Source organism: Cupriavidus sp. 09_S30, assembly GCF_056930435.1.
Genome location: NZ_JBXOWI010000002.1, coordinates 137,834 through 157,453, shown reverse-complemented (window position 1 = coordinate 157,453; position 19,620 = coordinate 137,834). Strand labels below are relative to the sequence as shown.

The window sequence follows — 19,620 nt, the reverse complement described above, 5'->3', positions numbered from 1 at the left end:
ACATGGATTTCACCTACAGCGAAGAACAGCGGATGCTGGCCGACAGCCTGCGCCGCTTCATCGATGCCGAGTACACCTTCGACGCGCGCCGCAAGAACGCGCGCGGCGGCGGCAGCCTGGACCGCGCGGTGTGGGGCAAGCTTGCCGAGATGGGCGTGCTGGGCCTGACCGTGGACAGCGAATACGGCGGCTTCGGCGAAGGCGCCACCAGCCAGCTCGTGGTGCAGCGCGAACTGGGCCGCGGCCTGGTGCTGGAACCCGTCACGCCCAGCAGCGTGATGGCGGCCGCCGTGCTCGGCGCCTACGGCAGCGATGCGCAGAAGCAAGCCTGGCTACCCGCCATCGCCGGCGGCGAGCGCATCGTCACGCTGGCCTACCTGGAACCGGGCTCGCGCTACCGCCCCGAGGCCGCGCGCGCCAGCGCCACCCGCAGCGGCAATGGCTACGTGCTCAACGGCAGCAAGAGCCTGGCCTGGCACGGCGAGGCGGCCGACGCCTTCCTGCTGACCGCGCGCGTGGCCGGCAGCGACGAGATCGCGCTGTTCCTGGTGCCGCGCGACAGCGCCGGCCTGACCGTGACGGGCTACCCGACCATGGACGGCCTGCGCGCGGCGGACCTGAAGCTGGCCGACGTGGCCGTGCCCACCGACGCGATGGTGGGCCAGCCGGCCGACGGCCTGGCCGCGCTGGACCTGGGCCTGTCGCACGGCATCGCGGCGCTGTGCGCCGAGGCCGCTGGCGCCATCGAAAAGCTGATCGAGATCACCGCCGAGTACCTGCGCACGCGCCAGCAGTTCGGCAAGCCGCTGGCTGCCTTCCAGGCGCTGCAGCACCGCGTGGCGGACATGCTGGTGCAGAAGGAGCTGGCGCTGTCGATGGCCTACGTCGCCGCCCAGGCGCTGGATGAAAGCGATCCGGCTCAGCGCCGCCGCATGCTTGCCGCGGCCAAGATCACGGTGGCCAAGGCCGGCCGCTTCGTCGGCCAGCAGGCCGTGCAGCTGCACGGTGGCATGGGCATGACCGACGAGCTGGCGGTAGGCGACTACTTCAAGCGCCTGACCATGATCGACCCGCTGCTGGGCGACAGCGACTACCACCTGCAACGCTACACGCAGGTGATGGAAGACTGACGGCCGACTGACGCTGGCCGCGCGTGCCGGCGCGGGAATCCCCCGCCCGGCACGCGCCCTTTCCTTCCGCTGCTCCGCCATTTGCAATCCGGGCGAGGCAACACCATACTGTGCGCTATCGCAATCACGCCCAGGCGAGTTTCCGATGAGCCACGCACACCGACCCGGCCAGCAAGGCCATGTGGGCCACACGGCACCGGCGCATGATGACCATGTGCACACACGCGAGACCGGCCATGACGGCAGCCACGGTCACCACCACGATCACGATCACGGCCACGAAGGCAGCGCGCTCTCCGAGATGGACCTGCGCGTACGCGCACTGGAATCGCTGCTGACGGACAAGGGCTATCTCGATCCCAAGGCGCTCGACGTGCTGATCGAGACCTACGAGCACCAGGTAGGCCCCCACAACGGCGCGCGCGTGGTGGCCAGGGCCTGGGCCGATCCGGCCTACCTGCAATGGCTGCGCGACGATGCCACCGCCGCCATCGCATCGCTCGGCTACAGCGGCCGCCAGGGCGAGCATATGCAGGTGCTGGAGAACACGCCCTCGGTGCACAACATGGTGGTCTGCACGCTGTGCTCCTGCTATCCATGGCCCGTGCTCGGGCTGCCTCCGGTCTGGTACAAGTCTGCGCCCTACCGCTCGCGCGCCGTGATCGACCCGCGCGGCGTGTTGCGCGACTTCGGCGTGGAACTGCCGCAGGAGACCGAGCTGCGCGTGTGGGACTCCACCGCCGAGCTGCGCTACCTGGTGCTGCCGATGCGGCCCGCCCGCACCGAGGGCTGGAGCGAGGAAGCGCTCGCCACGCTGGTGACGCGCGACGCCATGATCGGCACCGGCGTGGCGCTGACGCCTGACGCTGCTGCACATGCCGCCGCACGTGCCGCTGCGCAAGGAGGCCAGCCATGAACGGCGCGCAGGACATGGGCGGCATGCAAGGCTTCGGCCCCGTACAGCCCGACGCCGACCCGCATCCCTTCCACGCCGACTGGGAACGCCGTGTGCTGGCCTTCACCGTGGCCATGGGCGCCTGCGGCAAGTGGAACCTCGACGCCTCGCGCGCAGCGCGCGAGAGCCTGCCGCCGGCGCAGTATCTGACCAGCAGCTACTACGAGATCTGGTTCGAGGGCCTGAAAAAGCTGCTGCTTACGACCGGCATGGCGACGCAGGAAGAGATAGAGAGCGGGAAGCGCAGCATCCCGCCCGTCCCGGTCGCACGCGTACTGGCTGCCGACCAGGTCAGCGCGGCCATGCTGCGCGGCGGCCCGAGCGAACGGCCGGCGCCCGGCCCCGCACGCTTCGCCGTCGGCGACGCGGTGCGCACGCGCCAGCTCCACCCGGCCACGCACACCCGGCTGCCGCGCTACTGCCGAGGCCGGCGCGGACGCATCGTCAGCGTGCACGGCGCGCACGTCTTCCCCGACACCAATGCCATCGGCCAAGGCGAGCAGCCGCAATGGCTGTACACCGTGCGCTTCGAGGCGGCGGAACTGTGGGGCGCCGACACCACGGCGTCCTGCGTGCACGTCGATTGCTGGGAACCCTATCTGGAGGCAATGCAAGCATGAGCCGCCCCGACCTCGACGGCCTGCGCGCGAGCCTGCCCGATCTCCCCTGCGGCGCGGAAGGCCCCGTCTTCAGCGCCCCCTGGCAGGCCCAGGCCTTCGCCATGACGCTGGCGCTGCACCAGCGCGGCGCCTTCACCTGGAGCGAATGGGCCACGCACCTGAACCGCGCCATTCGCGATGCGCAGCAGGCCGGCGACCCGGACCTGGGCGACACCTACTACCAGCACTGGCTGACGGCGCTGGAGCGCATCAGCGCGGAGAAGGGACTGGTGTCCGATCCCATGCTCGAACAGCGCCGGCAGCAGTGGGATGAGGCAGCGCGGCGTACGCCGCATGGGCAGCCGATTGTGTTGGGAATCGCGCCGGGAGAATAGCGCGTTGGATTTCGCCCTGCACTGGTTTGCTCCCCTCTCCCGCTTGCGGGAGAGGGGTTGGGGGAGAGGGCAGGCGCTTGCGAATGGCGACGTGCTGGACAACACCGACGGCTTCGTTCTGGCGCTGGCGTGCTGGACAACACCGGAGGCTTCGTTTGGATGTGGTGCCTTGCTAGACCACCCCTCTCCCCAACCCTCTCCCCATGAGGGGAGAGGGAGCCAAGACACTATGCTTGGCCAACGGCGTTGGCACACCTTGTCGGCTTCGTCTCACCTTGGCGTGCTGGACAACACCGGCGGCTTCGTTGCTTGTGGCGCCTTGCTAGACCACCCCTCTCCCCAACCCTCTCCCCATGAGGGGAGAGGGAGCCAAGACACTATGCTTGGCCAACGGCGTTGGTACATCTCATCGGCTTCGGCTGGCGCCGGGGTTCACGCCGCGACGGTTTCATGAATCGAGCGCCTTCCGCAGGCCGGCGCCCATTCACATCGGCGGCATGGTACCGCCCAGCCGTGCAGCGGCCAACACCGTAAAGGCCAGCAGTACACTCTCCAACCCCAGGCTGACCAGCAGCGGCCGGCGCGCCGCCACGCTGCCGCCCAGCACGCGTGGCAGCGCCACCCAGCGGTTCCAGGCGCCGAGGCCGGCCGCCGCAACCACCAGCGCCAGCTTGAACGCCAGCCACTGGCCGTACTCGCCGAGGCCGCCGCTGCCGTTGCCGAGCAGGCGCCACAGGTTGACCAGGCCGGTCGCGGCCACCACCGCCAGGCAGGTGGCTGCCACTTGCGACAGGCGCCGCAGGAATGCGTCCGGCCAGGCCGCGGCGCGGCTACGGCCCCGCAGCTGCAGCCATGCCACCAGCACGCTGCCCGCCCAGGCGCAGCCGGCGCCGATGTGGAGCGCATGCACCCACACCACCAGGCTGGCGAGGCCGTGCTCGGCCGCGTGTCCGGTGTCCGCCTTGGCCAGCAGGAACAGCAGCAGGCCGGCCGCCATGGCAAGACTCGGCCACGGCCGTGCCCGCGATGCGGGGCGCGCGGCAGATGCCGACGGCGCCGCCAGCGCTGCGCCCGCCAGCACCATGCCGAGCGCACCCAGCAACCACATGGCGCCATTGTGCGTTTGCCACAGCACCAGCCAGGTCGCCCCAGGCAGTTCAGCGGGCGCGGCCTCGGTCAGCACCAGCGCATTGAGCGGGAGAGCGGCCGCAAACAGCAGGCACAGCAGCGCCAGCGCCGCGCGCGCCCAGGCGCGCGCCGAACCCGATGGCCAGGCCGGCGCCAGCAGCCGGATGCCCAGCAGTGTGCCGAGCGCGAGCAGGACAGCGCCGGCCAGCAGCCAGTTCAGCGTGCCAGCCACGCTGCTTGCGGCGCTCCCCACCTACTTCACCGTGAAGCGGTAGCTGCCCTGGGTACGGTGGCCGTCCTTGGACACCACGTTCCAGTTGACCGTGTAGGTGCCGGCGGCCAGGCTGCCGTCGAGCGGCAGCAGCAGCACGCTCGGGGCGGCCGGGTCGACGCTGGCCTTGGCGCTGGTGACCGGCTTGCCGGTGCCATCCATCACCACGATGCGGCTGAGCGCCCCCTCCAGCGGCTCCGAGAACGCCAGCCGTACCTGTTGCGGGGCGGGCTGGGCGGAACCCGCTGCCGGCGATTGCTGCTGCAGGCGAGCGTGCGACCAGGCCGCACCGGCGTAGAGCAGCAGCAGCGCGCAGGCGCCGCGGCGCAGGATGGGGAGAAGGCGGTCTTGTTTCATGCGGGGGTGTGTGGAAAAGAGGAGGAGGAAGTCGATGGCACGCTACGCCTTGCGCGGAACGTCCCGCGGCAGGGCTCCGGCGGCTTCATGCGCGCACCGGACGCCACGCGGCGGCATGCGCCAATGCTACGCGCACAGGTGGCGGCGTGGGAAGTGCAAGAGCCGCCACCGTTATGGATTGCTGGAAACGCTCAGGTATGACAGATACTCTCCGGCAGCCAACATCGGCAAAAGTCGATGACGCGACTGTCGAAATCGGCGCACGAATGGTCGGTGCGATGGCAGGACGGATTTTCGAAAAGGACAGGGTGAGTGGAGGGCATCGTGCGATTGCTCGTTTTCGGACCAGGCTGTTGCGCTTGATCCCATGTGCATCGGGCCTCAAATCACCGGGCAGCGAGCAGCCCGGTCACCTAAACTTTTCCTAATTGCATCCCGAGCATCCCATGCGTGATTGTCGGCAGCGGATTGCATCGGGTCGCGCACTATTCCAAAGGGTAACGCGGCGTTCGTCCCCGTCAACCCGCTCAAAACAAAGCGCGGAGGCCGTATGAAGGAAAAAGAACAATCTGATTCATCGGCGTCCGGGAACGTGAGCGACGACGTCAGCGACGCCTCTCGTCGCCGCTTCCTCCGCAACACCGTCGCGGCGGGCGCCGGGGCGCTTGTCTTTCCCGCCGGCGGCGCTGTTCCCGACGCGCGTGCCGCAACCGGGTCCGCCGCGCGAGCACGCGACAAGCTGCCGAACTTCCTGATCCTGATGTGCGACGAGAATCGCTTTCCGCCGATCTACGAGTCCACACAAACCCAGGATTTCCGTCAAACCTATCTCAAGACGCAGAACCTGCTGCGCCAGAACGGCATAGATTTTCAACGGCACTACGCGGCGTCGGTAGCCTGCTCACCCAGCCGGGCGTCGATCTACACCGGGCAGTATCCGTCGCTGCACGGCGTCACACAGACCACCGGCGCGGCCAAGGAATCCTTCGACCCGGACGTGCTCTGGCTCGACCCCAACAGCGTACCGACGCTCGGGGATTACTTTCGCGCCGCAGGCTACACCACGTACTGGCGCGGCAAGTGGCACGCGTCGGATGCCGACATGCTGATCCCGGGCACACACACTCAGCTCGTGAGCTACGACTCGACGAGCGGTGCCCCAGACAAAGCAGCCGAAGCGGTCTACAGCAATGCCGATCGCCTCGATCGCTTTGGCTTCACCGGCTGGATCGGACCCGAGCCACATGGCAAATCACCGCTCAATAGCGGTTCTTCGGTGCCACCCGGTCAACAGGGGCGCGACGTCGGTTTCGCGCAGCAAGCCAGGAACCTGATCCAGCAGCTCGACCACGACAGCAACGCCAACCCGTGGCTCATCGTGACTTCGTTCGTCAATCCGCACGACATCACGCTCTGGGGCCTGTGGGCGAACACCGGGAAGGTCGGGGATTTCTATTTCTCCATTGATCCCTACGTGCCGACCGTGCTGTTCGACCCCGTGCGATTCAACCAGACACAGCGTGACGATCTATCGAAGAAACCCTCGGCGCAGGCGTCCTATCAGGAAAGCTACAAGGAATGGATGCAGCCGATCCTGAACGACCCGGTGACGCTCGCGAAGTACTTCCGCTACTACTACCAGTTGCAGAAGAACGTCGACGATCAGATGATGACCGTCTGTCAGGCACTGCTCGCGTCAAGGTTCGCCGACAACACGATCGTCCTCTTCACCTCCGACCACGGCGACCTGCTTGGTTCGCACTCCAACATGCATCAGAAGTGGTACACGGCCTATGACGAAGCGATCCGCGTTCCGCTGATCATCTACAGCAAGACGCTGTTTCCGAATCCACGATCAGTCGACGCGCTGACCAGTCACGTGGATCTTCTGCCGACGCTGCTGGGACTCGCAGGAATAGACGCCGAACACATTCGCCGGCAACTCGCCGAAGATCACTCCGATGCGCTGCCGCTAGTGGGCCGTAATCTTGCGCCGCTGGTGCTGGGCGAGGTTGCTCCGGCAAGCGTCAACGACCCGCTTTATTTCATGACCGATGATGATCCGAGTCGCGGGCTCAACCAGGACAACTGGACCGGTATCGGATACAACTCCGTCGTGCAGCCGAATCACCTGGAAACGGTGATCGCGCGCCTGGCCGATGGAAAGGTCTGGAAGTACACGCATTACTTCGACAATCCGCAGTTCTGGAGCACGCCAGGCTACCCTGGCGATACCGGCGATCCGAGCTACCCGAAAGTCGAAGACGTGGTGACTCGCCAGGTGGAACCGCCTCCCGCACCGCCGCCGTATCCTGGTGCGGACGTGGGCCCGCAACCGATTGCGTACACGGTGACGGTCAAGTCGACGCCGCACAGCGACGAATTCGAGATGTACAACGTCACCGATGACGCGATGGAGCTCGCCAACCTCTATGACGACGGGATCCATGCGGCGCAGCAGCGTCAACTCGCACAATTGCTGAAGCAGCAGCGATGTGCGAAGCGGCTGACGCCGCAAAGCGGGACCGTTTCGGGACAACCACCAAGCTGCCCGTAGACGCGGCCGTTATAGTGCGGCGACAGGTCCGCCGAGGCATTACCCGCCCGCGGGTCGGCGCCCGCCTGCTGCGCCGGCGCCAGCAGGTCGCGCGCGGACAGCCTGCGGAACACCATGCCGAGACGTTCTGGCGCGCGCCATCGATCCGGCGGTGTGCCGCGGTGGCGGGCGCTCGGGCGGATGCGAGCGCTGCGCAGAGAGGTGGGAAGTAACTGCCTAGCTGGCGTGGGTCCGGCACGCGCGGAGCAAGGACATGCCTATTGCAAATGCAAGCGAGTTGTCGGGGGGCTACCGCCTGCCATGTTTGCTCCATGGCTGGTCGCAGATCCCGCTTGCGGGGCCATGCTGCTAGTGCGCCGGCAGATGCCGGCGCACCCTCTACGGCTACAGCGCCGCTGCCGTCCCCAGAAGCGCCGTCGACTGGCTCGACAGCGTCCCGCCATTGCCATGCACCAGCGCAATCTCGGCATCCTTCACCTGCCGCTCGCCGCATTCGCCGCGCAGCTGGCGCACCGCTTCGATGGTGATGAACATGCCGTACATGCCCGGGTGCACGCACGACAGGCCGCCGCCGTTGGTGTTGACCGGCAGCCGTCCGCCCGGCGCGATGGCGCCACCGGAGACGAAGGCGCCGCCCTCGCCCTTGGGACAGAAGCCCAGGTCTTCGAGGAACAGCAGCGTGTTGATGGTGAAGGCGTCGTAAAGCTCCAGCACATCGACGTCGGACGGCTTCAGGCCGGCCATGGCGAAGGCGCGCTCGCCGGATTCCTTGGCGGCCGTCACGGTGAGGTCGGGCATGCAGGAGATCTGGCGATGCCAGGTGGCCGTGGCATTGCCCAGCACGTAGACCGGCGGCTTGGCCAGGTGCTTGGCGCGGTCGGCGCGTACCATCACGTAGGCGCCGGCGCCGTCGGTGACCAGGCAGCAGTCACGCACGGAAAGCGGGTCCGAGACCATGCGTGCCTTGAGCACGTCCTCGATCGAGAGCGGATCGCGCATCATGGCTTCGGGGTTGAGCTGCGCCCACTTGCGCGCGGCCACCGCCACTTCGGCCAGGTGCTCGCGCGTGGTGCCGTACTGGTGCATGTGGCGCTGCGCGGCCAGCGCGTAGGAGCTGATCGGGCTCAGCGGCTGGTAGGGGTTCTCATAAGGCTGCGGATCGAGCACGGCGCGCACCTTGCCGATGCCGGCGCGGCCCACGGTCGAGGTGCGCTGGTTGCTGCCGTAGCAGACCAGCACCGCATCGCAGATGCCGGCTTCGAGCGCCATCATCGCGGGCAGCATGTGCGCCACGAAGCTGGAGCCGCCGATCATGGTGCTGTCGACGAACTTCGGCTGGATGCCCAGGTACTCGGCCACGGGCATCACCCACATGGTGGCGCCCACGCTGGCGGTGGCGATGCCGTCGATGTCGCGCATCGACAGGCCCGCGTCCTTGACCGCCGCCTTGGCGGCCTCCACCAGGATTTCCATTTCGGTCTTGCCGTGCGCCTCGCCGAGGCCGGCCTGGCCCACCCCTACGATGGCCACGCCACCGCGCAAATTGGAACCGCTCATGTTCTTCAGCCCTCCACCGGATCGAACACCACCAGGGCGGGTTCGCCCTCGGCCTTGCCTGGCGCCACTCTCGCCTTGACGCGCATGCCGATGCGCACCGAGGTGGGTGTCACGCCCTCCACACGGCTCATCATGCGCACGCCTTCATCCAGGTCGACCAGCGCGACGTTGTAGTCGCCACCGGCTTCCGCCTTGCGGCGCACGACCGTGGTGGAGTAGACGGTGCCGGTGCCTTTCGGCGCGACCCAGTCGAGGTGATCGCCGCCGCAGTGCGGGCAGATGTTGCGGGGAAAGAATACGTGCCGGTGGCAGTCCTGGCACAGCTGGATACGGAAATTGCCGGCGGCCAGTGCCTCGGCGTAGACCTTGTCCGGACCCGCCGCCGCTTCTTGCTGGGGCATGGTGTCTCCTGGGTTGAACGATGCTCGTGCAGGCGCGCCGCGCGTGGCGCGGCCCGCCTGGATGGGATTGCCGATGGCGCGCTGCGCACGCATGGCTCGACCGTGAGATTGCCGCAGCTGACGCGGCGCCGCAATTCCGATCTGCCGAAGGGTGGATTTTCGAATGCGGAAAGCCGACCAGGCTGCTCACGCGGCGCGGCCGCACCCTTGGGGCTTGAAGACGCGCTCGGTGGCGGCCGGGAACCGCGCCAGCTTGTCCGCCGGACGGCGCGGACGCGCCACCAGCTCGCCGCCGCAGTTAGGGCAGCGGCCAGCCAGGACCCCATCCGCGCAATCGGCGCAAAAGGTGCATTCGAAGGAACAGATGCGCGCATCTGCGGCATCGGGAGGCAGATCCTTGTCACAGCATTCGCAGCCGGGGCGAAGTTGCAGCATGGCGGACTCCTTATCAGCGTTTCCGGATAGAGAATCAATCGCCTGGCCTGCGGGCACGCTCAGGACATGCCCGCAGGCAGGCTTCAGATCACCAGCTCGATCAAGAACGGGCCCTTGCGCTGGTTGGCGCTGCGGAACAGGTCGGCGAAGCCCTCCATGTCGACGGCGCGCGCGGCCTCCACGCCCATGCCGTTGGCCAGCTTGACCCAGTCGAGGTCAGGATTGCCCAGGTCCAGCATGTCGAGCGCGGTCTTGCCGGGATTGGCGCCCACGCCCGCCAGCTCACCCAGCAGGATGGCGTACTTGCGATTGGCCAGCACCACCACCGTGACATCCAGTCGTTCGCGCGCCATGGTCCACAGCGATTGCAGTGTGTACATGCCGGAGCCGTCGGCCTGCAGCGCCACCACGCGGCGGTCGGGCACGGCCACGGCGGCGCCGGTGGCCAGCGGCAGGCCGTCGCCGATGGCGCCGCCGGTCAGTTGCAGCCAGTCGTGCGGCGCCGCATGCATGGTGCCGGGATAGAAGGCGCGGCCGAAGCTGACGCTCTCCTCCACCACCACCGCCTGCTCAGGCAGCAGCGCGGTCAGCGTCTGCGCCACCGCTTCCGAGGTGACCGCGCCGCGCGCGATCTCCGGCGCCGGCTTGCCGGCCGCGGGCGGCTTGACCGCGGGCGCGCCGAGTTCGTCGGCCAGCCGTGCCAGCGCCTCGCCGAGGTCTTCCTCGGGTCGGGCCAGTACGTGGATGGCGGCGTCTTCCGGATAAGGCCGTGGCGACTGGCCCGGGTAGGCGAAGAAAGTCACCGGCGGCGGCGCACCGACCAGGATCACGTTACGGATGCCGGCCAGCCTGGCGCGCGCCACGTCGCCCGCGTAAGGCACGCGTTCGACCGCGAAACGGCCGCGCCCGCGCGACACGCGTGCGTTGGACATCGGCGTGATCAACCGCGCGTCAGTGGCGGCGGCGATGCGGTGCGCATCGGCCAGCGCGCCCTCGCGCAATGCCGCGCCGGCCAGCACCAGCAGCGTGGGCTGGCCCGAGCGCAGCACTCTCGCGGCCTGCTGCACGGCATCGGGCGAGACCTTGGGCACGGCCAGGTCGGGCAGCGGCGCGGCCACGCGGCCGCCGGCATCCCAGCACACATCGGAAGGCAGGATTAGCGTGGCCACGCCGCCCGGCGCGCTGCGCGCGGCCTGCACGGCCGTGGCCGCATCGGCGCCGACCGAGGCCGCGTGCGTGGCGGTGCGCGTCCATACCGAGACCGGGCGCGCCCAGCCTTCGGTGTCGGCCGTCAGCGGCGCGTCGAGCGGACGGTGATAGGTGGCCTGGTCGCCGACGATATTGACCACCGGCGTCTGCGCGCGGCGCGCGTTGTGCAGGTTGGCCAGGCCGTTGGCCAAACCCGGGCCGCAGTGCAGCAGGGTGGCCGCGGGCTTGTCGGCCATGCGCGCGTAGCCGTCGGCGGCGCCGGTGACGACCCCCTCGAACAGCCCCAGCACGCAACGCATGCCGGGAATGCGGTCCAGCGCCGCGACGAAGTGCATCTCGCTGGTGCCAGGATTGGCGAAGCAGGTGTCGACGCCGCAGGCCAGCAAGGTCTTGACCAGGCTCTCGGCGCCGTTCATTTGTTCTGGAGTCTCCATGTTCTCGGTTCCGTTGGGTGGGATGGGAGGCGGTTCGGCTTCAGCAATCGTCCTGGCCTTCCCTGCGCCCGGGGGCGAGCAGGTCGAAATCCAGGCAGACGAACTCGGTCGGGAATTCGATGCGGGCGTAGTAGACGATGACGTCGTCGACGCAGGCATAGCGGCGCAGTTCGGCCAGCGGCGCGCCCACAGGCAATTCCAGGCGCGCGGCGGAATCGGCCCCGGCGGCCACGATCTGCAGGCGCTGGCGGGCAGCATTCACCTTCAGGCCCGGAAAACGGTCCAGCACCGGCACCGAGGCGCCCTGGCGAAACGCCTCGGGATCGCGCGCGAAGACGCCGGCCTCGATGAACACCTCGCCGATGGCAAAGGGCCGCCCCTGCTGCGTGTGCAGCCGGTGCAGGAAATGGTAGGCGTCCGCGCGCACGGCCGGGCATGGCATGCCCAGGTCGGCCGGCAAGGCCACGTCGGCGGCCGATTCGTGCAGCGCGATGGTGGCCAGGCGCTCGCCCACGGCCACGGCCTGGTCCCAGCTCATGGGCAGGCTCAGCGGGCGGCGCTCGCGGCAGCGCGCCTTGACGAAGGTGCCCTGCCCGCGCGCCCGCGCGATCAGCCCCTCGTCCTCGAGCACGGACAGCGCGTTGTGCATGGTCATGCGGGCCACGCCGAACTGGCGGCATAGGGCGTCGAGCGAGGGGATGCGCGCATCCAGCGCCCACTCCCCGCTCTCGATGCGGCGCCGGAAGATGGTGGCCAGCTGGAGGTAGACGGGCTCGCGGCTGCGCGAAAGCAGGTCGCTGGCGGTCGTTTGCGGCATGGGGCAGCGCGGGACTGGTGTGATGGGATTGGCGTGAAGGCGGCCAGGATCGGTGGCCTTGGCAGTCGGAAAGCCAAGGCCAGCCATGACTCTATAAAGGTCTACTTACCTAGACTACTAGGGTATACCGCAGCCCAGGACGGTACGGCCGGGCGCGTCGAGGGCGCGTCGGTCTACGCACTTGTTCCCATTGTCCGAAAGCGGCGCTTGCATTAGGCTGGGCCTCCACCTGGGTGACCTCTCCGGCTCCCGCGGCCGGTCACTGGAGATGCGATGATGCCCCCTCAGTCGATGCCGTCGCAGCAAGCGGCGCGCATAACCGTCTCGAGCTTCGACCAATGGCGTGAAGTGATCGACACCGGCTTCCTGCCACTGGACTATGCGCGCGAATCGCGGGGCCGCTTCCATTGCGATGTCAGCTACGCGCGCTTCGGGGACTGCGCGGTGGCGGACATGCAGGTCAGCGCGCACCGCGTGGCGCGGCTGACGCGGCAGGCCGAGGGCTCCGACGCGGGCTTCTTCAAGGTCTTCTGGCAACTGCAGGGCCGCAGCCGCGTGGCGCAGCGCGACAACCGCGCCGCGCTCGATCCCGGCATGTGGACCATCTACGATACCGCCCAGCCCTACAGCATCGAGCTGGACGACGGCGCCCGCGCGCTGGTGCTGCTAATGCCGCAGGCACACGCCTACGGCTGGCGCCGCGCGGCCACGACCCTGGGCGGCAAGGCGCTGCGCGGCGAGGGCGCCTCGCGCATCGCCATGTCTGCGCTCGGTGCGCTGCTGCACGACAGGTGCGCCGGCCACCTGCTCGACCAGCAGGGACAGCTCGTGTTGCAGGACTCGGTGGTCGCGCTGGTGGAGACCGCGCTGCAGGGCGGCGGCGCCCTGCCCGCCCCGGCGCCGGCCGGGCCGGACGACGCACGCCTGCGGCGCATCCGCGAACTGATCGACGAGCGCCTGGCGGACCCGGAGCTGTCGGCACAGGACCTGGCGGCCGCGCTCAACGTCTCCCGCCGTACGCTCTACAACCTGTTCCGCGAATTCGGCCTGACCCCGCATGCCTACATTCAGTCGCGCCGCCTGCGCCAGGCCTCGCTGCGGCTCGCGTGCGACGGCGAGGCGCAGCGCAGCATCACTGAGATCGCCTTCGCGCTGGGCTTCGCCGACGCGGCGCACTTCAGCCGCGTCTTCCACGAACGCTTCGGCATGAGCCCGTCGCAATGGCGTCAGCGCCACGCCACCGCGCGCGACTGAGCCGACCCGCCGGGGCGGCCGCAGCGCGCCGCACGCCTTTGCACGCAGCGGCAAGCGTTGTGCACCGGCAGGCAAGCCACGCCGCATGGCGGGTGCTACTTTTGTCGTCCACCTCGTCCAACGCGAGGCATGAGCCACGAACGACAGGAGACAACGATGAACGCACCGATGGAAGGACACCAGGGCCTGGAGCGGGCCATCCGCAGCGCCATGCTGATCGACGGCGAATGGCGCCAGGCCGCCAGCGGCGAAACCTTTGCCGTGTTCGATCCCGCTACCGGCCGCGAGATCGCGCGGGTGCCGTCGGGCGCGGCGGCCGATATCGATGCCGCGGTCGCGGCGGCGCGCCGCGCCTTCGACGGCGCCGCCTGGCGTGACACCTTGCCGGCCCAGCGCGAGCGCCTGCTGCTGAAGCTGGCCGACCTGGTCGAGCAGCATGGCGAAGAGCTGGCGCGCCTCGAGACCCTCAACAACGGCAAACTGCTGGCGCACTCGCAAGGCATGGAGGTGCCTGGCGCGGTGCAATGGCTGCGCTACATGGCCGGCTGGGCCACCAAGATCGAAGGCAGCACGCTGGAGGTGTCGGTGCCCTTCCCGCCGGGCACGCGCTACAGCGCGATGACGCGGCGCGCCCCGGTGGGCGTGGTGGGCGCCATCGTGCCGTGGAATTTCCCGCTGCTGATGGCGGTGTGGAAGATCGCACCGGCGCTGGCCTGTGGCTGCACGGTGGTGCTCAAGCCCGCCGAGGAAACGCCGCTGACCGCGCTGCGGCTCGGCGAACTGGCGCTGGAGGCCGGCTTCCCGCCGGGCGTGCTCAACGTGGTGACCGGCGATGGCGTGCCGGGTGCGGCGCTGGTGGCGCACCCTGGCGTGGACAAGATCACCTTCACCGGCTCGACCGAGGTCGGCCGCCTGATCGGCGCGCGCTGCGGCCAGGACATCCGCCGGGCGGCGCTGGAGCTGGGCGGCAAGAGCCCGGTGATCGTGCTCGAGGACTGCGACCCGGCCGTGGCCATCCAGGGCGCGGCCGGCGCCATCTTCTTCAACCAGGGCCAGGTGTGCACCGCCGGCTCGCGCCTGTACGTGGCACGCAAGCACTATGAGCAGATCGTCGCGGGCCTGGGCAAGGTGGCCGACGCCACCGTGCTGGGCTCGGGCTTCGACCCGGCCAGCCAGATGGGCCCGCTGGTCTCCTCGCGCCACCGCGACAAGGTGATGGGCCTGATCGGCGGCGGCCGCGCCGAGGGAGCGGAGATCGTTGCTGGGGGTTCCGCGCTGGACCGCGAGGGCTATTTCGTACGGCCCACGGTGGTGGCCAACAGCGCGTGCAAGGACCTGACGCTAGTGCGCGAGGAGGTGTTCGGGCCGGTCGTGGTGGCCATGCCTTTCGATGATCCCGAGGCCGTGCTGGCCGAGGCCAACCGCAGCGAGTACGGCCTGGGCGCCAGCATCTGGAGCAATGACCTGCGCGCGGTCCAGCGCCTGGTCGATGGACTGCATGCCGGCACGGTCTGGGTCAACACGCACAATGTGGTCGATCCCAACCTGCCGTTCGGCGGCTACAAAGCCTCGGGCGTGGGCCGCGAGCATGGGCGTTCGGCGATCGACGCTTATACCGAGATCAAGTCCGTCTGCATGGCCTACTGAGCCGGGCCACGCGCGCCGGGATGCCGCGCCCTGGGCGCGGCGTCAAATCCGCGCAAGACGGAGAGCCCCGCGGCGCAGTGCGCAGCAGCTCCCCCACAAGACAGAAAGACAGAAAGACAGAAGAAGAAAAGGAGACATCATGACCCACGCATCGAAGCCTGCCGCGCGTCGCCGCGCGCACCCAGCCACCCTTGCCGCTCTCGCCGCCCTCGCCGCTCCGCTCGCCCTGGCCATCGTCGCCGCCCCGGCCGCAGCCGCCGAGGGCAAGGCCAAGGAAGGCGCCGCGCGCATCCGCGCGGCCACCGGCGCCGTCGACGGCGCCTTCATCCAGGCCAACGCGGCCAAGACCCCCGACTGGCCGAGCTATGGCCTCGACTATTCGGAAAGCCGCTTCAGCCGGCTTACCCAGCTCAACACCGACAACGTCAAGCAGCTCGGCCTGGTCTGGTCCTACGACCTGGAATCCACGCGCGGGGTCGAGGCTACGCCGCTGGTGGTGAACGGCATCATGTACGTCACCGCCTCATGGAGCGTGGTGCACGCCATCGATACACGCACCGGCCGCCGCCTGTGGAGCTTCGACCCGAAGGTGGACCGCGGCATCGGCTACCGCGGCTGCTGCGACGTGGTCAACCGCGGCGTGGCGCTGTACGAGGGCAAGGTCTACGTGGGCGCCTACGACGGCCGCCTGATCGCGCTCGACGCGGCCAGCGGGCGCAAGCTGTGGGAGAAGGACACCATCATCGACCACAAGCACTCCTACACCATCACCGGCGCGCCGCGCGTGGTCAAGGGCAAGGTCATCATCGGCAACGGCGGCGCCGAATACGGCGTGCGCGGCTACGTCACCGCCTACGACGCCAACAGCGGCGAGCAGAAGTGGCGCTGGTTCACGGTGCCGGGCGACCCCGCCAAGCCCTTCGAGGACGAGGCGATGGAGCGCGCCGCCAAGACCTGGGACCCGGCCGGCAAGTGGTGGGAAGCCGGCGGCGGCGGCACGGTGTGGGACACCATGGCCTTCGACCCCGACCTGAACCTGCTCTACGTCGGCACCGGCAACGGCTCGCCCTGGTCGCGCAGCAGGCGCAGCCCCGCCGGCGGCGACAACCTCTACCTGGCCTCCATCGTCGCGCTCGACCCTGACACCGGCAAATACGTCTGGCACTACCAGGAGACGCCGGGCGACAACTGGGACTACACTTCGACGCAGCCGATGATCCTGGCCGACCTCAAGGTCGGCGGCGAGCCGCGCAAGGTCATCCTGCACGCGCCCAAGAACGGCTTCTTCTTCGTTATCGACCGCACCAACGGCAAGTTCATCTCCGCCAAGAACTTCGTCGACGTCAACTGGGCCAGCGGCTATGACCAGAACGGCCGCCCGATCGAGCTGCCCGAGGCGCGCGACGGCGCCAAACCCTACGACGCCATTCCCGGCCCCTACGGCGCGCACAACTGGCACCCGATGTCGTTCAACCCACAGACCGGCCTGGTCTACCTGCCGGCCCAGCACGTGCCCATCAACCTGATGGACGACAAGAACTGGACCTTCAACAGCAACCAGCCCGGCCAGCCGCATGGCAACGTGGGCTGGAACACGGCCAAGTTCCTCAATGCCGAGCCGCCCAAGAGCAAGCCCTTCGGCCGCCTGATCGCCTGGGATCCGGTGCAGCAGAAGGCCGCATGGACGCAGGAATACGTCTCGCCGTGGAACGGCGGCACGCTCGCCACGGCCGGCAACCTGGTGTTCCAGGGCACGGCCGACGGGCGCTTCATCGCCTACAACGCCACCAGCGGCGACAAGCTGTGGGAAACGCCGACCGGCACCGGGGTCATCGCCGCGCCCGTCACCTACATGGTCGACGGCAAGCAGTACGTGTCGATCGCGGTGGGCTGGGGCGGCGTCTACGGCCAGGCGCAGCGCGCCACCGAGCGCAAGGGTCCGGGCACCGTCTACACCTTCGCCGTGGGCGGCAAGGCCCCCATGCCCGCCTTCGTGGCCTACCAGCAGGGCGCGCTACTGTCGGGCGTGAAGTACGATCCGGCCAAGGTGCAGGCGGGCACGGGGCTGTACGTCAGCAACTGCGTGCTGTGCCACGGCGTGCCGGGTGTGGACCGCGGCGGCAACATCCCCAACCTTGGCTTCATGCACACGGCCTACATCCAGAACCTGGACAAGTTCATCTTCAAGGGCCCGGCGATGTCGCGCGGCATGCCGGACTTCACCGGCAAGCTGAGCATGGATGACGTGGAAAAGATCAAGGCCTTCATCCAGGCCACCGCCGACGCCGTGCGGCCCAAGCAATGATGGCTGCGGTGCGGGCCGGCCGGCGCCGCCGCTGGCTGGCCACCGCGCTGGCCGCCGCCCCGGCCGCGGCAGTGCCGGCCGCGGCATGGGCCGCCGTGGCCGGCGCAGTGGCCGAGGACACCCTGTCCGACGTGGTGGTCAGCGCCAGCCGCGCCGAGCAGCAACGCTTCGACGCCCCGGCGGCCATCGACACGGTGCCGCTCGACCCGCTGGCTACGCCCACGCCCGGGATCAATCTCTCCGAAGTGCTCGGGGGCGTGCCCGGCATCAGCGCACGCGACCGGCAGAACTACGCGCAGGACCTGCAGCTCGCGGTGCGCGGCTTCGGCAGCCGCGCCACCTTCGGCGTGCGTGGCGTGCGCCTGCTGGTCGACGGCATTCCCGCCACCATGCCGGACGGGCAGGGCCAGGCGTCCACCGCCGACCTCGTCAACGCCAGCCGGGTAGAAGTGCTGCGCGGCCCCTTCGCCACGCTCTACGGCAATGCCTCCGGCGGCGTGGTGCAGGTCTTCTCGCCCGACCCGCCCAAAGGGCAGGCCATGGCGCGCGCCACCACGGGCCTGGGCTCGGACGGGCAATGGATGACCGGCCTCACTGCCGGCGGCGGCAACGACAAGCTCGGGGCCACCCTCGATGCTTGGACCTTTTCCACCGACGGCTACCGCGACCACAGCGCGGCGCGGCGGCGCCAGCTCAATGCCAAGGTGGTCGCCGAGCCGGCCGCGGGCACGCGCGTCACCGCGCTGCTCAACCTGTTCAGCCAACCACAGGCGCAGGACCCGCTGGGGCTGACGCGCGCCCAGGCCGACGCCGATCCGCGCCAGGCCATCGCGCTGGCCACGCAGTTCAATACCGGCAAGACGGTCGAGCAGAACCAGGGCGGCGTGGTGGTCGAGCACAAGCTGGGGGCGCAGGACAGTCTCGCCTTCCGACTCTACGGCGGCACCCGCCGGCTCACCCAGTTCCTCGGTTTCAGCGGCGCGGCGCCCAGTTCGTCGGGCGGCATCGTGGACATCGGCCGCAGCTATGGCGGCGGCGCGCTGTCATGGCAGCATGACACGCGGCTGGCCGGCCTGCCGCTGCAGTGGACGGCGGGCATCGAGGCAGACGGCATGCGCGACGCGCGCACCGGCTTCGTGAACCAGAACGGCACGCAGGGCGCGCTGCGCCGGGACGAGACCGACCGCGCCAGCAACCTGGGCGCCTATGCCCAGTTCGATTGGACCGTTCATCCGTCTTGGCGCCTGGTCGGCGGCCTGCGGGCCAGCCAGGTGCGGCTGGCCATCGACGACCACTTCATCACCGCCGCCAGCCCCGACGACAGCGGCACCGTCACCTATCGCCAGGTCAATCCGGTGCTGGGCGTGGTCTGGCACGCGCTGGACTCGCTCAACGTCTATGCCAACCTCGGCCGTGGCCTGGAGACGCCGACGCTGACCGAGATCGCCTATGGTCCCGGCGGCACCGGCGCCAACCTGGGCCTGCAGCCGTCCACCAGCCGCCAGGGCGAGATCGGCATCAAGTGGCAGACAGCCACCCAGCGGCTGGAAGCCACGGCCTTCGATGCCGACAGCCACAACGAGATCGTGCCGCTGTCCAACGACAGCGGCCGCGCCACCTACCAGAACGTGGACGGCGTGCGGCGACGTGGCCTCGAGCTGGGCTGGAGCGGACGCTTCGGCCCGGGCGGCCGCATCGGCGCCGGCCTGAGCTACACCTTGCTGGACGCCTACTTCGGCCAGGCCTTCCGTAATGCACAGGGACTGATGGTCAGCGCGGGCAACCGCCTGCCCGGCACCGCTCGGCACAGCCTGGGCGCCGACGCCTCCTACGAGGCGCTGCCCGGCCTGGTACTGGGCGCCGGCATGCACGTGGAAGGCCGGGTCTTCGCCGATGACCTCAACACCCAGGCAGCCCCGGGCTACGCCACCTTCAATCTGCGCATGGGCTACACCTTCCGCGCCGGCGGCGCCCGCTGGTATGCCTACGGCCGCATCGACAACCTGACCGACCGGCGCTACATCGGCTCGGTCATCGTCAATGAGAGCAATGGCCGCTACTTCGAGCCGGCGCCGGGACGGCGCTTCTTCATCGGCCTGCGGGCAGAGATCTAGGCGGGGATTCGGCGCAACAAGGCGCAACAAGGCGCAACGAGGCGCAACGAGGCGG

At 69.1% G+C, this 19,620-nt stretch carries 16 protein-coding genes; 9 read left to right on the top strand and 7 right to left on the bottom strand.

Features of this window, described 5'->3' with window-relative positions; genetic code table 11:
- Positions 1-2: 2 nt before the first annotated feature.
- The 4 genes from AC1Z3O_RS20915 (at position 3) to AC1Z3O_RS20900 (ending at position 3,079) form a co-directional block, all read left to right on the top strand.
- Positions 3-1,130: an acyl-CoA dehydrogenase family protein gene (locus AC1Z3O_RS20915; protein ID WP_483517803.1), complete on the top strand. Its 1,128-nt coding sequence runs from the start codon at positions 3-5 to the stop codon at positions 1,128-1,130.
- 145 nt (positions 1,131-1,275) lie between these two features.
- The gene (gene nthA, locus AC1Z3O_RS20910; RefSeq protein WP_483517802.1) at positions 1,276-2,046 is read left to right on the top strand and encodes a nitrile hydratase subunit alpha; all 771 of its coding nucleotides are present in this window, start codon (positions 1,276-1,278) and stop codon (positions 2,044-2,046) included.
- On the top strand, positions 2,043-2,705 hold the full coding sequence (gene nthB / locus AC1Z3O_RS20905; RefSeq protein WP_483517801.1) for a nitrile hydratase subunit beta: 663 nt from the start codon (positions 2,043-2,045) through the stop codon (positions 2,703-2,705). The genes nthA and nthB overlap by 4 nt, the downstream gene beginning before the upstream one ends.
- Positions 2,702-3,079 carry a nitrile hydratase accessory protein gene (locus AC1Z3O_RS20900; protein ID WP_483517800.1) on the top strand — a complete coding sequence of 126 codons (378 nt, stop codon included), beginning with the start codon at positions 2,702-2,704 and terminating at the stop codon, positions 3,077-3,079. The genes nthB and AC1Z3O_RS20900 overlap by 4 nt, the downstream gene beginning before the upstream one ends.
- 484 nt (positions 3,080-3,563) lie before the next feature.
- Here AC1Z3O_RS20900 and AC1Z3O_RS20895 read toward each other — a convergent pair whose 3' ends face one another.
- A complete protein-coding gene (locus AC1Z3O_RS20895; RefSeq protein WP_483517799.1) occupies positions 3,564-4,439 on the bottom strand; it encodes a CopD family protein in 876 nt (291 codons plus the stop codon).
- Between the two features lie 21 nt (positions 4,440-4,460).
- Entirely contained in the window at positions 4,461-4,835 is a 375-nt protein-coding gene (gene copC / locus AC1Z3O_RS20890; RefSeq protein WP_483517798.1) for a copper homeostasis periplasmic binding protein CopC, read from the bottom strand.
- 550 nt (positions 4,836-5,385) lie between these two features.
- Between copC and AC1Z3O_RS20885 the strand changes: the two genes are divergently transcribed.
- Entirely contained in the window at positions 5,386-7,392 is a 2,007-nt protein-coding gene (locus tag AC1Z3O_RS20885; protein ID WP_483517797.1) for a sulfatase-like hydrolase/transferase, read from the top strand.
- Between the two features lie 384 nt (positions 7,393-7,776).
- On the opposite strand, the gene AC1Z3O_RS20880 is transcribed toward AC1Z3O_RS20885, so the two are convergent.
- The 5 genes from AC1Z3O_RS20880 to AC1Z3O_RS20860 all read right to left on the bottom strand — a co-directional run bounded on the left by AC1Z3O_RS20880 (position 7,777) and on the right by AC1Z3O_RS20860 (position 12,245).
- On the bottom strand, positions 7,777-8,949 hold the full coding sequence (locus tag AC1Z3O_RS20880; protein ID WP_483517796.1) for a thiolase: 1,173 nt from the start codon (positions 8,947-8,949) through the stop codon (positions 7,777-7,779).
- Positions 8,950-8,954: 5 nt separating this feature from the next.
- Complete coding sequence (locus AC1Z3O_RS20875) at positions 8,955-9,350, bottom strand: Zn-ribbon domain-containing OB-fold protein (RefSeq protein WP_483517795.1); 396 nt, start codon at positions 9,348-9,350, stop codon at positions 8,955-8,957.
- 186 nt (positions 9,351-9,536) lie between these two features.
- Positions 9,537-9,785, bottom strand: a complete 249-nt coding sequence (locus AC1Z3O_RS20870; RefSeq protein WP_483517794.1) for a DUF1272 domain-containing protein — start codon at positions 9,783-9,785, stop codon at positions 9,537-9,539.
- An 83-nt stretch (positions 9,786-9,868) separates the two neighbouring features.
- A complete protein-coding gene (locus AC1Z3O_RS20865) occupies positions 9,869-11,410 on the bottom strand; it encodes an acetolactate synthase large subunit (RefSeq protein ID WP_483521875.1) in 1,542 nt (513 codons plus the stop codon).
- Between the two features lie 58 nt (positions 11,411-11,468).
- On the bottom strand, positions 11,469-12,245 hold the full coding sequence (locus AC1Z3O_RS20860) for a GntR family transcriptional regulator (protein ID WP_483517793.1): 777 nt from the start codon (positions 12,243-12,245) through the stop codon (positions 11,469-11,471).
- Positions 12,246-12,518: 273 nt separating this feature from the next.
- Between AC1Z3O_RS20860 and AC1Z3O_RS20855 the strand changes: the two genes are divergently transcribed.
- The 4 genes from AC1Z3O_RS20855 (at position 12,519) to AC1Z3O_RS20840 (ending at position 19,565) form a co-directional block, all read left to right on the top strand.
- Complete coding sequence (locus AC1Z3O_RS20855; RefSeq protein WP_483517792.1) at positions 12,519-13,499, top strand: helix-turn-helix domain-containing protein; 981 nt, start codon at positions 12,519-12,521, stop codon at positions 13,497-13,499.
- 156 nt (positions 13,500-13,655) lie between these two features.
- Positions 13,656-15,146: a phenylacetaldehyde dehydrogenase StyD gene (gene styD, locus AC1Z3O_RS20850; protein WP_483517791.1), complete on the top strand. Its 1,491-nt coding sequence runs from the start codon at positions 13,656-13,658 to the stop codon at positions 15,144-15,146.
- A gap of 139 nt (positions 15,147-15,285) precedes the next feature.
- Complete coding sequence (locus tag AC1Z3O_RS20845) at positions 15,286-17,451, top strand: PQQ-dependent dehydrogenase, methanol/ethanol family (protein WP_483517790.1); 2,166 nt, start codon at positions 15,286-15,288, stop codon at positions 17,449-17,451.
- Positions 17,451-19,565 carry a TonB-dependent receptor family protein gene (locus AC1Z3O_RS20840; RefSeq protein WP_483521873.1) on the top strand — a complete coding sequence of 705 codons (2,115 nt, stop codon included), beginning with the start codon at positions 17,451-17,453 and terminating at the stop codon, positions 19,563-19,565. Before AC1Z3O_RS20845 ends, AC1Z3O_RS20840 begins: the two co-directional genes overlap by 1 nt.
- Positions 19,566-19,620: the final 55 nt, after the last annotated feature.

Bases quoted from the DNA above. Each gene is read 5' to 3' on its own strand.
- nthB (WP_483517801.1), top strand. From the start codon at position 2,043: ATGAACGGCGCGCAGGACATGGGCGGCATGCAAGGCTTCGGCCCCGTA.
- AC1Z3O_RS20915 (WP_483517803.1), top strand. From the start codon at position 3: ATGGATTTCACCTACAGCGAAGAACAGCGGATGCTGGCCGACAGCCTG.
- AC1Z3O_RS20845 (WP_483517790.1), top strand. From the start codon at position 15,286: ATGACCCACGCATCGAAGCCTGCCGCGCGTCGCCGCGCGCACCCAGCC.
- AC1Z3O_RS20880 (WP_483517796.1), bottom strand. From the start codon at position 8,949: ATGAGCGGTTCCAATTTGCGCGGTGGCGTGGCCATCGTAGGGGTGGGC.
- AC1Z3O_RS20865 (WP_483521875.1), bottom strand. From the start codon at position 11,410: ATGAACGGCGCCGAGAGCCTGGTCAAGACCTTGCTGGCCTGCGGCGTC.
- nthA (WP_483517802.1), top strand. From the start codon at position 1,276: ATGAGCCACGCACACCGACCCGGCCAGCAAGGCCATGTGGGCCACACG.
- copC (WP_483517798.1), bottom strand. From the start codon at position 4,835: ATGAAACAAGACCGCCTTCTCCCCATCCTGCGCCGCGGCGCCTGCGCG.
- AC1Z3O_RS20855 (WP_483517792.1), top strand. From the start codon at position 12,519: ATGATGCCCCCTCAGTCGATGCCGTCGCAGCAAGCGGCGCGCATAACC.
- AC1Z3O_RS20860 (WP_483517793.1), bottom strand. From the start codon at position 12,245: ATGCCGCAAACGACCGCCAGCGACCTGCTTTCGCGCAGCCGCGAGCCC.
- styD (WP_483517791.1), top strand. From the start codon at position 13,656: ATGAACGCACCGATGGAAGGACACCAGGGCCTGGAGCGGGCCATCCGC.
- AC1Z3O_RS20885 (WP_483517797.1), top strand. From the start codon at position 5,386: ATGAAGGAAAAAGAACAATCTGATTCATCGGCGTCCGGGAACGTGAGC.
- AC1Z3O_RS20875 (WP_483517795.1), bottom strand. From the start codon at position 9,350: ATGCCCCAGCAAGAAGCGGCGGCGGGTCCGGACAAGGTCTACGCCGAG.
- AC1Z3O_RS20900 (WP_483517800.1), top strand. From the start codon at position 2,702: ATGAGCCGCCCCGACCTCGACGGCCTGCGCGCGAGCCTGCCCGATCTC.
- AC1Z3O_RS20840 (WP_483521873.1), top strand. From the start codon at position 17,451: ATGGCTGCGGTGCGGGCCGGCCGGCGCCGCCGCTGGCTGGCCACCGCG.
- AC1Z3O_RS20870 (WP_483517794.1), bottom strand. From the start codon at position 9,785: ATGCTGCAACTTCGCCCCGGCTGCGAATGCTGTGACAAGGATCTGCCT.